The organism is Arthrobacter sp. B0427-1-12 (assembly GCF_059092905.1).
On the sequence record NZ_JBNHIC010000044.1, the window covers coordinates 16,900 to 28,091 of the forward strand.

Below are 11,192 nucleotides of genomic sequence, written 5' to 3' on the forward strand. Positions count from 1 at the left end.
AGATGCTGGGCACAGGATCCGGCATATTCATCGACTTGGAACATGAGTTTGCGGAGGTCAGCCTAGAGACCCGCCCGAGAAAAACCGATGTCCTCCAGTTTTTTCAGTGAGGACAGGATCACGGCACTCTGTCGGTCAGAGGGAACGCCCGGTTTGGGCTTGGCAACCATTTTGAGAAGAGTGAGTTCTTTGTCAGTCAGCGCACCGTGCTGCTGTCCGTAGGCTATGGCTTCGGCCCATTCCTTGGGCGGGATGTTGAGCACGGCCATGGTGGCGTTGATGCCGTTGTCGATCTTTTGGGTTGCGACGGCTTCTCGCCGGCGGCTGATTTGCTTGGTGGGAGATACCAGCACATCCGTAAACAGGTCGGGAAGGACGACAGGTACCTGCTGGACCTGTGCCCAGCATTCGGCGCGCTTGGCCCATTCGGTCACGTTGTTGACCGGACGATCCGGGGAGTTCAGGACTCCCAAAACGAGTTCCCCGACATGGACAGCAAAGTCCCGTACCGGTTGTGGGAGGGCTTGTCGGGTCCACACGGCGTTGAAGTCGAACAGGTGGCCGCGCCCTTGTTGTTCGATTTCGTAGGCGATTTTCGCCATGGTGTAGGTGACGATGTTGGCGAGATAGCCCTTCTCATACCAATCAGACTTAGCGATGTCCGCGCGGATGGTATTGAACATCAGGGCCCGGGCGACGGCGTTCTTGAAGTACAGCTCGTTGAAATCCGACTCTGATTTTTCCCAGGTATCTGACACCGAATTGGCGAAGGCCATGAAGCTCTTTTGGGCGCCTTGGCTGACAATGTGAGGCTTCTGCTGCCATGACAGTTCGAATTTTGCCAGGTCGGTCTTGGTGATCACCTGAGACTTTGGGTTGCGCGCTTCGAATGCCCGGGCCTGGGCAGCCGTACCTCGGGACTTTTCGTTCAGGTACTGGCCCCGCGTCCGTTCGTAGAACCAGTAAGTCTGGTAGGACTTTCCGGCCAACGCCGGCGCGAGGATGCGCCGTGAGAGGTCTTCGATGCGGCGGTGGAATGGGCTGTTCGAGAAGAAGTCGGCGGCGCTGACCTTGTTTTGGCTGTTTGCGTAGCGGGATACATCGGGCACGATTTCTTCGGCTTTGGCGGCATCGACGACGATGAGTTTCATCTGCACAAAGATGTCCGACAGGTTCGGCTTGGGCGAGGTGTCTTTTCTGAGGTTGTAGAGGGATGCCGTTGTTTGGCCGCCATTGACAATCTGGAGGTTATGGATCCCGCGCAGGACAGGCATGCCTGCAGATGAGTCGAGGGAAACTGCTGTTGCCGTTGCCGTGATGCCGTTGTTGTAGGCGAGGAACATCTCCGGTTTGGAAAGTGCCGTGGTCTTGATGCCCTTGTTAACGCTTCCTCGTGCGCTCAGGTAACTGCGGACGTTGCTTTCCAGCAGGCGGCTTCCATATTGTCCGTACAGGTCAGCAACGAGGTCCCCCGGGACGGAGGCCAGGTAGGTGACAAAGTCGTTGCTCTTGCCTTCGGTCTGCAGGACCGGCAGGCCCTGCGGCAGCCACGAATCGAGCTCAATTTCGATCTCCGCCCGTCCGCTGTTGGATTGCTGAATCTGGTGGAGACGCTGAAGATCCCAAATGTGGTACTCGATTGGCACCCCGTCCAGCTCGGAGTTGACGACGTCCTTCATCCGGTCGCTGATTCGGGCGTCGGTCAGAAGGTAGAGGCGGTATCGGCTGACGTTGCGGCCCCGGGACCGCAGGTCGCGGGCGAGCTGGTAGGCGATCGAGCTTTCTTCCAGTGCGTCTTCGAGGAAGTTTTGTACTGACTCGGTAAGGAAGTATTCCAGCGCCCTGAGGTGCTTTTTGGCCTCCGGCGTGGACAGGACGTCAATGTCCTCCGTGCCGCTCCAATGGACAACTGCCAGTGAAATCTGTCCGTCATTATCGTCCAGGTCGAAACCGTCGACGGCCAGGTTCTGGTGTCTGGATCCCAATCCCTCGTAGTGGAAAACCTGGAGGTTGTCGATCTCCTCGACATCGGAGAGTTTGTCCGCCATCAGATTGGCGAATGCGCCGGCCGCGAAATCGTTTTCCGCTTCTGCCCGTGCCCGGACGTCAGATTGGAGAGTCAGATGGAATTCCTGAATGTTCATTAGATGATTTGCCCCAAGCTAGGTTTGTAGAACGGCTGCGCCTCGTCGGACGAATAGCTGTGAAATCCGGACAGGGCGGGAATTGCGATGCTGTAGCTGACATCTGCCAGGCCCTGGTCCAGCTCGCTGGCACGAATGGCCGGGAACTGAGCGGAGACGGTATAGCCGCTGTAGGAGACCGGCACATAGTGATGTTCGGAGTAGTAAGGGTTGTTTTTGTCGACCCGAAGCCGGTGCTCCAGTTTCCGGACCAGCAGTTCCATACTGGTGAGGTCAGCCGCGTGCAGGTTTTCGACATGGTCGATGACGGCCCGCAGGGTCCACGATCCGGGGACCGGGACCGGAACCTCGGTCAGTGTTACAAGGACAAGGTCCAGCGGTGAGGCATCGAGCTGTTCGGCCGAGGAAATCCTGACGGTTGTCGAATCATTGTGGATGGATTTGACCTCAAAGGATTGCCCGGGAAAGGTGAAGTCCTGGTCGCTTCCCAGTGGTCCGCGCCATGCGTCCTGGATCTGGTCGGCCGGCACCTGGATGTGGCCGGAGATGAATCCGAACCACATCTCGGCCAGCAGGCCCCGCACCGAGGATTCTGAGAGGGTGTCGCTCTCGTGGAAGGTGAGCAGCCTCTTCCATTCGCCCAGGGCCGACATGAAGAGAGCCAGTGCTTCAGGTTCGGAGGAGGCGCCGCTGCTGCGCTGGGCAAGATCCCAGCACAGACTCATGAAGGTTTTCTTGAAACGTTCGTCGGTCAGTGCGAACGTCAAGGCCCATTCCCCGTCGTGGCGCAGGCCCAGATCCACCCGCACAGCTGCTGACACTTCCGGTTTTCGGGGGCGGTTTCTGGTGCGGACGAAAAAGATGGGTTCTGAGTTGTCGCCATCCCCGAAATGAATCTGCAGGGGATGTTCGATGGATAGCAGCTTCTGGCGTCCTTCCTTGCGGAGCAGTAGCTGCTCCCAGGAGGCAACGATGTCCTCGGGGATCTGGCTATTCATCGAAGGTCCCGTCCAGGTCTTCAGATCCCATCATTTTGCGCAGCATGGTCTTGGTAATCATGTATTCGACATCCTCGGTCTCATCGCGCGGATCATCGGATGCATGGGGAAAGGCCAGTTTGATGGCAACGATCGGATGTTCCAGGTTCGGATGGTCCGACTTGAGCTGGGGCTCAATCCTTTCCGGATCCATGGCGTAAGCGAACAGCACCGGGCGGTCCAGAAGCCGCATGTATTCTGCCTCGGGCGGGTTCGCTGATCCGGTCTCCGCCAGGTACTGCTTTTCCAAGTCCGAAACCGCTTGCGAGTCCGCCACCAGGCGGAAGTCGCTGCGACCACCGAGACGTCGGCTGCTGCCGGCAACAGCATAAAACTCGGCATTGTCGTCATCATCCTTGCGCCGTTCGATCTTGCGCTGGCCCAGCGTAATGGTCGTCCCCTCGATGGTCTTTGTGGGAGCCTTTGCGGCGCCGGCCATGACGACTACATCCCAGGTATCGTGTTTGGAGCCCGAACGCACGTGTCTTTCCAGCGCGGGGGCGAACTGGAAATCCCGGGCGTGCGCGGTAAAATCCCTGAGCAGGTCGGCAATGATCAGCCGGTCCACGTCGGTCCAGCGGTGGCTCAGAGATTTATCCCTCGGGACATAGACGGCTGATTTGTCAGATCCGACCGTGCGGATCAGGGTCTTGAGCGCCTTGTAGTTGCCGCGGACGTGCGATGTGCGGGCGGACAGCTTCGTTGTTTCCGGTGAGCGGCCGGAGTAGGAGACCCGGACTCTCCACTCGGCTGCGGATTTCATCTTGTTCCGGGCTGTAATGAGCATTGACCCGGGATGTTTGCGCACGGCGACACCGAAATCGGACGGGGTGTATCCGTCATTGTGCATCGAGATCAGGTCGGCTCGAAGTTCCTTGACGGACCTGTCGATGTAGGCAAAATTGTCTGCCTGGTCAGGGGTAATCCATACCCGGCAGAGGTCCTGGTAGCCTTCCCGGTAGCCAAACCAGCGGGCCATCTGAAGCAGTGTGTCTGTGGCCGTACTGTGGCGGTAGAAATAGCTGACCATGAGCCCATCGAGGGTGAGTCCTCTGCTCAATACGTCCCCGCCCACAACGATCTGGCGATTCCGCTGTCTCTGAGCGCCGGGATCAGTGGCCAGCTTCTTGTCCAGCGAGGAGTTCACGACTGCAGGGTTAATGTCGGCGACAGCAGCAGGAAGTGCCTCGAGCACCTGTTCCCATGTCACTCCTGTGGCCGGGTAGTGCTTGTGGAAGGTGCTTTCCAGGAGCGCGAAGAGCTGGTTGGCCTGGCCGGCGGCATAGGTTTTCGCATGAAGCCCAATGGCGTTCTGCAGCTGGGTGAGCTCAGCTGCTACAAAGGAATAAACTTGGTCCTGTACGTTGATGAACCGTGAGACGTTGACGAGCATGGAGCGGCGGTGCTCCCCGTCGCCGCGGATGTCACGGATGGCATTGGCGATCAGGAATGTGCGGATGGCCTCGCGCAGACTTTCCGGGACCGCGGGAACGGACCAGCTGGCCTTGTGCTTGGGCGGAAAGCAGTCCTCGGCATCCGTCAGCTCCACCACCTGGCTGGCTCCGTCCTCGGCAGTGCCGAAGACTTTGTCCGCTCCCACATAGTTGGAGGGCGCCCGAAGCGCATAGATGTAGTCCTTGGGAAACAGGTCATCCTCGACATCACTGTCAATGAAGATGTTGGCGAACGGGGTGGCCGAAAATCCGATGTAGGAGCTGCGCTCAAATTTCTTGAGCAGCTTGCGGATCAGGTCGTTGATGACCGTGGGGTTGTCTTCATCTTTGGTGTTGACCGAGGCATAGTCGGATTCATCGTCGAGCAGGATCATGGGAAGCTCGAGCTTGCCTTCGGCTCCGGCCTGTTCTTCAAATTCAGTCAGGAGGCTCTGGAGGATGGCCTTGTTTTTCTTCACCACGAAGACGAACGTCTGGTCGGGGGACTTGCCGACATGGATCAGGGTCGTTTTCTGGGTGGTGGAGTTGAAATCCGCCCAGACGCTGGTACGTGAGGCAACCTTTCCGACAAGGTCCACATTTTGAACACCGATCCCGACCTTGAGGTCCGGGGAGGCATCGGTGCCGAGTTTGGAGCCGGGCATGCGTTTCGTGATGCCGATGACGCCCTCATCCACCCGCTTCTGCGTCTGGCGGCGCAGGTGCTCCGTGTGCCCGCCCAGAACAATGATCAGGCGGTAACCGGCATCGATCGCCTTGTTGAAAAGGCCAAGGTAGGTGCTCGTCTTGCCCGATTGCACGTCGCCCAGTACCTGGCCAACCCGATTCCACGATCCTGGGCGCTGGGGGTCCCCGACCAAATCAAGGATGTCGTCGGTCAAGGCGCCCATATCCTTGACCACCCGTGGGGAGATGTTCTGGTCGTTGACCAGCCAATCCTGGTAGGCCGTCCAGCGTCGCCAGTCAATCTGGCCCCGCTGCTGAACCACCCAGGGCTCATGTCCCTGGGCGGTCAGTACAACGCCCCGGTCCATGGTGATTCCCATGGCGGACTGGATCCGCTTGGCGATAGCGGCCAGATCCTCCGCTTCCAAATGGGTGCCAAACACGCCGGCCAGCAGCTTCAGGTTGGTCTCTACCCGCTCTTCGGTCAGGTCCGTTCCGACGAGCTGGGCCTTTAGCATGCGTTCCAGCTGGGCTATTTCAGCTGCGCGGATGTCTTCAGTCTGCGTCATTGCTCAACTCCAGTTCGGTAACTTCTCTTAGCAGGGCAGGGGCGTCGCGACAGTGGGCGAATTGCTCGGCCACCTTGAACCCGTTCACAAAATCCTCAGCAGAGCCTCCGCCTGCAGACCATTGCAGCCAGTACTCGGTGGCGAGTTGTTTTAGCGCCTTGTCCGTGCTCGATGGCATTCGGTGAGGCTGATCACCGGTCATCTTCAGGTACGCATCTGTCACGGGAAAGGAGGACTCGATGGCCTTTAGCGCAGCATCCAGGGCTCGTAACTGTGCCACGTCGAGCTGTTCGGCAAGGTTCTCGATCAGAGGGTGATTCCGGTTGATTTCGTAGTGGAACCCCTCCCTGTTGGACAGTCCCAGCCAGGTCCGGGTGAGGCTGCGCTTCGGATCTTCGATAATGCCCTTGTGCTTGAAAGCCCGCTCGCTGGGCTGCAGTATCCGGTCAACAACCTGTCTCAAGGCCTGGCGGATGGCCGGCGGAGGGCTGGCGGCAGACTTCTTGATATCGAGGGCCCACAGGTGATCCAGGGTATTCGGAATATCCACCTGGACACGGGCAAGTTTTCCCAATTCACCGCGCGGCACCAGCCGGAACCACGTCCCCCAGATCACCAGACGTTTTGCCCGGTAAATGTAGAAACCCTGGCTGTCCCGCAGCGTTCCGGTCAGTTGCGCCTGCTCGCGTTCCTTGGCTGACATTCTGTTGATGTACGGCAACGTGCAAGGACGCAGCATGATTTGCTCACCTGCCACACGGAGATTTTCCGTATGGCCCCATTGCGTTGCCCTGTTACCGCGCAAGAAGGGATCGGCCGGTTCAATGACATCCAGATTCAGTCGAAGGGTCAGCTTCTGCCCCCCTTCGCCCTCCAGGAATCGGTGGTAGATCAACGCCAGATGCTTCCTGGCCGCAACCATTTTTGCCGTAAAATCCTCGGCAAACTTCCCATGGTCGGGGTCGGTCATGTCGATGTTTTCCCACAAAACGACAGTCCCCGAATCCTGTTCCCTCAGGCACTGCGTGTGTGGAGAATCCTCGAGCTCCTTGCTGGAGAGGACCCGTAGCTGCCACTGCCCCGTTTCTGCGAGCCGGTCAAGATCCCACTGGACACCCACCATGTCGCCGTTCTTCTTGCTGCACAATGTCAGCTTGCGGCACTGCGAGAGCGAAGCGGTCTTCAGTCCCAGCCCGAAGCGTCCCAGGTCCCGTGAGCTTCGGGCATTCCTCGCGTCCTGCCCGGCAAGTTTCATTGCATGTCGGACGCCCTCGGCATCCATGCCGATGCCGTCATCGCTGATGGACACGTAGGTGCTTCCTGGCTCGGCACTGAACCTGATATCGACAGAGCTTGCTTCGGCGGTAATCGAGTTGTCGATGATATCCGCGATTGCGGTTTCGAGTGAGTAGCCGACAGCCCGCATCGATTCCATGAGCTGTGGGCCGGGCGGCACAACCTCAAATTCCAAAATTCCCCCAAATTAGTACTGGCTAAAAGTTATACCAGCGCTCTGACAGGATTTGAGAACTCATCACGGCTCCTGTCCGGTCCGGTCAGAGGCGAGACCGGAAAAACTGTCACTGGCGGAAGATACTTTCCTGTCATGGCTGATCAGACACCGTGTGCAACGCGACCCGGTTCATAGGAACTGTCGCTGGCACTGCCAGCCAATCCGCAAGTAACCGGCGCGGCGCTCCCGCCGCTGGGTCAAATATGCGACAAGATGTCATACAGATAACCCCCGAGAGGACATGATGGACTCCCCCACCGCATTACTCGCCCAAGCCCGCGCCCGCTACACCCAGGCACAGCTGGCCGAGCAGCTGAACGTTTCCGACCGCACCGTGGCCCGCTGGGAAAAGGGCGAGACACCGATGCCGACGATGCTGGCCCCGGCCCTGCGGGAGCTCCTGGGCATGCACACCCCGGTGGCAGCAGGGGATTTCACCTTCATTGACCTGTTTGCCGGCATCGGGGGCATCCGCAAGGGCTTCGAGACCCACGGCGGGCGCTGTGTCTTCACCAGCGAGTGGAACAGCTGGGCGCAGAAGACCTACCTGGCGAACTTCCCGGACGACAACGAGGAGTCCCACACCTTCGTCGGGGACATCCAGCCCTTCCCCGCCGAGGAGGTCCCGGACCATGACGTGCTGCTGGGCGGTTTCCCCTGCCAGCCGTTCTCCATTGCCGGGGTGAGCAAGAAAAACGCACTGGGCCGGGCCCACGGCTTCGAGGACGCCACCCAAGGCACCCTGTTCTTTGACGTGGCCCGGATCATCAACCAGAAGCGGCCGGCCGCGTTCATGCTGGAGAACGTGAAGAACCTGCGCTCCCATGACAAGGGCAAGACCTTCGCCGTGATCATGCAGACCCTGCAGGAGGAGCTCGGCTACGAGGTCCACACCCGGGTCATTGACGGGATCAGCTTCACTCCCCAGCACCGCGAACGCATCATCATTATCGGATTCAGGGAGCCGACCGACTTCAGCTGGGAGGACCTGGAGCTGCCGCCGGTGGGCCCGAAGCTGGACACGATCCTGCACCGCACCGACGGCACCGAACCGCTTTTGGAGTGGGACGGGGACCGGTTCTTCGACCACGACAACCAGGAAGTGCAGCCCAAGTACACGCTGACGCCGAAGCTGTGGGCCTACCTGCAGGCGTACGCGGCCAAGCACAAGGCCGCCGGCAACGGCTTCGGCTTCGGCCTGGTCCACCCCTCCGGCACCTCCCGGACACTGTCGGCCCGCTACTACAAGGACGGCTCGGAAATCCTGGTTGCCCAGGGAGCGGGCCGGCCGCGCCGGCTGACCCCGCGCGAGTGCGCCCGGCTGATGGGCTTTGACGACTCGTTCAGGATCCCGGTCAGCGACACCCAGGCCTACAAGCAGTTCGGCAACAGCGTGGTCACCCCGGTCATGGCCGAGGTCGCCCGGATCATGACCCCGCACGTGGCCAGGATCATTGCACCGGCCAGCCCGCAGAGCCTGTCGGCCTGAGCCGTGGCCGACATTGTCGGCCCCGAGGTGCGGTCCCGGATGATGGCCGGCATCCGGGACCGGAACACCAAAGGTGAGGTGCTGATCCGCAAGGAACTGCACCGCCGGGGCTTCCGCTACCGGATCAACGCCACGAACCTGCCGGGCAAACCCGATATCGTCCTGCCCCGGTACCGGGCGGTCATCCTGTTCAACGGGTGCTTCTGGCACGGGCACAGCTGCCCGCTGTTCCGCTGGCCCCAGACCCGCCAGGAGTTCTGGCGGGCCAAGATCGAGGGCAACCGGGCCCGGGACGCCCGGGTACAGCGGGAACTGGAGGCCGCCGGCTGGCGGGTGGGCACCGTGTGGGAATGCGCCCTCAAGGCCGCCCGGCAGGATCCGGCCCCGCTCATTGACGACATCGCCGCCTGGATCACCGCCGGAACGGACAGAAAGGACTGGACGACGTGAAGATGGGGTACCTGGCCGACCACTTCGACGGGGTCGCGGCGAAAATCCTCAGCGCCGTCGAAACCGTCGGCAAACGGTCCAACCAGCACGAACTGGACGGGGTCCGGGCCCTGCTGGAACTCTTCGGCCGGCCCGAGGGCAAACTCCGCATCCCCACCCGGTTCCTCTGGATGACCGATGACACCGATGAACCGGAGACCGAGGACGGCGCCCTGACCTTCTACGACGCCCGGGAGAAAACCCCGGGCCGGACCGAATACCGGCTCTACTACCCCGCCTCCATCGACGCGATGAAACGGGCCCAGCCAGGCGATGTGGTCTTCATCGCCCGGCAGGTCAGCGGCCAGGTGCTGTTCATTGTCGCCCCGGCCGGCTCCACCACCGCCGCCCAGCTCGACTGGCTCTTCGGCACCCAGGTCTTCACCCACGAGGGCTTCACCGTCCGCTCCGGACTGACCACCGAACACGACAGCCTGGGCCTGGGCGCGATGTACCTGCTGGATATGCTCGGCATCGCCGTCGAACCTGCCAGCGACGAATGGCTGGAGAAAGTCCTGGCGAAGTTCGGTGCCCGGTTTCCCACCTCCGCCGAATTCGGTGCCTTCGCCCGGCAGAGCCTGCCGGACCTGCACCCGGCCGATGACCCCGACGCGGTCCTGGTCGCCTGGCTCGAACAGGAGGAACTGCTCTTCCGCACCCTCGAACGCCACCTGGCCACCGACACCCTCAACAGTCTCTACGAGAACGGGCAGGTCGATGTGGACCGGTTCATCGAGGTTTCCCTGTCCATCCACAACCGGCGCAAGAGCCGGGCCGGTAAGGGACTGGAAAACCACCTCATCGCCCTCTTCAACGCCCTGAACGTCCGGCATTCCTTCAACCCCGTTACCGAAAACCGGGCCCGGCCCGACTTCGTCTTCCCCTCCATCGACGAATACCGGGACGGGGCCTTCCCCGCCGTGGATCTGACCATGCTCGGGGTCAAGACCACCTGCAAGGACCGGTGGCGGCAGGTCCTCAGCGAAGCCAGACGGGTCGAGGACAAGCACCTGCTGACCCTGGAAAGCCCCATCAGTCGCGCACAGACCGACGAAATGCGCGACCACCGCCTCCAGCTCGTCGTCCCCGGCCCAATGCAGACGCCATACAACCAGTACCAGCAGGAATGGCTCATGGACATTCAGGCGTTCATCGACATGGTCCGGGAGCGGGACCAATACGGCCCTGCCCAAGGCAAACTCCTCTAGATATGGCCCTTGCGTCCAAGAGCATTCTGAAGGATGTTGATTCACCCATATTGGAATGAACCGGAACCCATGACCGTCCTGTCCAACAGCGTGATACAACAGATCAGGCCGGTTCCGTTGGGAGTGTCCGAATAACGGTGGGTCTGGCTTGGCGCTTGGTTAGTTGATTCTGCCTTCGAATGCGATGGTGAACGCGTTCAATGCAGGCTTCCATCGTGTGGCCCATCGTGCCCGTCCCCGTCCGGTGGGGTCAAGGGAACGGGTGACGAGGTAGAGGCATTTCAGCGCCGCGGCGTCGTTAGGGAAATGGCCCCGGGCCCTCACAGCGCGCCGATAGCGGGCGTTGAGGGACTCGATGGCGTTGGTCGAGCAGATCACCCGCCGGATCTCCACGTCCCAGTCCAGGAACGGGACGAACTCGGACCAGGCGTTGCGCCAGAGCCTGGTGATTGCCGGGTACTGGGTGCCCCATTTCGCGTCGAACTCCGCGAACCGCTCCCTGGCCGCTGCCTCGGTCGGGGCGGTATAGACGGGTTTGAGGTCCTTGCCCATCTCCTCCCAGTAGTGCCGGGAGGCGAACCGGAACGTGTTGCGGATCAGGTGAATGATGCAAGCCTGGACCG

8 protein-coding genes are annotated in these 11,192 nt (G+C 60.8%); 3 read left to right on the top strand and 5 right to left on the bottom strand.

Going from position 1 to position 11,192, the window contains the following annotated elements:
• Positions 1-62 precede the first annotated feature (62 nt).
• The 4 genes from AC5RWU_RS19180 to AC5RWU_RS19195 are packed head-to-tail and all read right to left on the bottom strand — an operon-like array spanning position 63 to position 7,341.
• Positions 63-2,144 carry an AIPR family protein gene (locus AC5RWU_RS19180; protein WP_494032521.1) on the bottom strand — a complete coding sequence of 694 codons (2,082 nt, stop codon included), beginning with the start codon at positions 2,142-2,144 and terminating at the stop codon, positions 63-65.
• The gene (locus AC5RWU_RS19185) at positions 2,144-3,142 is read right to left on the bottom strand and encodes a PD-(D/E)XK motif protein (RefSeq protein WP_494032520.1); all 999 of its coding nucleotides are present in this window, start codon (positions 3,140-3,142) and stop codon (positions 2,144-2,146) included. Before AC5RWU_RS19185 ends, AC5RWU_RS19180 begins: the two co-directional genes overlap by 1 nt.
• Positions 3,135-5,870, bottom strand: coding sequence for a Z1 domain-containing protein (locus tag AC5RWU_RS19190; protein WP_494032519.1), 2,736 nt, complete (start codon positions 5,868-5,870; stop codon positions 3,135-3,137). The genes AC5RWU_RS19185 and AC5RWU_RS19190 overlap by 8 nt, the downstream gene beginning before the upstream one ends.
• A complete protein-coding gene (locus AC5RWU_RS19195; protein WP_494032518.1) occupies positions 5,857-7,341 on the bottom strand; it encodes an ATP-binding protein in 1,485 nt (494 codons plus the stop codon). The genes AC5RWU_RS19190 and AC5RWU_RS19195 overlap by 14 nt, the downstream gene beginning before the upstream one ends.
• A 283-nt stretch (positions 7,342-7,624) precedes the next feature.
• Between AC5RWU_RS19195 and dcm the strand changes: the two genes are divergently transcribed.
• The 3 genes from dcm to AC5RWU_RS19210 are packed head-to-tail and all read left to right on the top strand — an operon-like array spanning position 7,625 to position 10,569.
• On the top strand, positions 7,625-8,872 hold the full coding sequence (gene dcm, locus AC5RWU_RS19200; protein WP_494032517.1) for a DNA (cytosine-5-)-methyltransferase: 1,248 nt from the start codon (positions 7,625-7,627) through the stop codon (positions 8,870-8,872).
• A 3-nt stretch (positions 8,873-8,875) separates the two neighbouring features.
• Positions 8,876-9,322, top strand: coding sequence for a very short patch repair endonuclease (locus AC5RWU_RS19205; protein ID WP_494032516.1), 447 nt, complete (start codon positions 8,876-8,878; stop codon positions 9,320-9,322).
• Positions 9,323-9,324: 2 nt separating this feature from the next.
• Positions 9,325-10,569 carry a type II restriction endonuclease gene (locus AC5RWU_RS19210; protein ID WP_494032535.1) on the top strand — a complete coding sequence of 415 codons (1,245 nt, stop codon included), beginning with the start codon at positions 9,325-9,327 and terminating at the stop codon, positions 10,567-10,569.
• Positions 10,570-10,728: 159 nt separating this feature from the next.
• Here AC5RWU_RS19210 and AC5RWU_RS19215 read toward each other — a convergent pair.
• Positions 10,729-11,192 (bottom strand): transposase (locus tag AC5RWU_RS19215; RefSeq protein WP_494037143.1); only part of this gene is annotated, 464 nt, incomplete at its 5' end.

Excerpts from the sequence above, each read along its gene's own strand:
- AC5RWU_RS19180 (WP_494032521.1), bottom strand. The coding sequence starts at position 2,144 with ATGAACATTCAGGAATTCCATCTGACTCTCCAATCTGACGTCCGGGCA.
- AC5RWU_RS19185 (WP_494032520.1), bottom strand. The coding sequence starts at position 3,142 with ATGAATAGCCAGATCCCCGAGGACATCGTTGCCTCCTGGGAGCAGCTA.
- AC5RWU_RS19190 (WP_494032519.1), bottom strand. The coding sequence starts at position 5,870 with ATGACGCAGACTGAAGACATCCGCGCAGCTGAAATAGCCCAGCTGGAA.
- dcm (WP_494032517.1), top strand. The coding sequence starts at position 7,625 with ATGATGGACTCCCCCACCGCATTACTCGCCCAAGCCCGCGCCCGCTAC.
- AC5RWU_RS19210 (WP_494032535.1), top strand. The coding sequence starts at position 9,325 with ATGGGGTACCTGGCCGACCACTTCGACGGGGTCGCGGCGAAAATCCTC.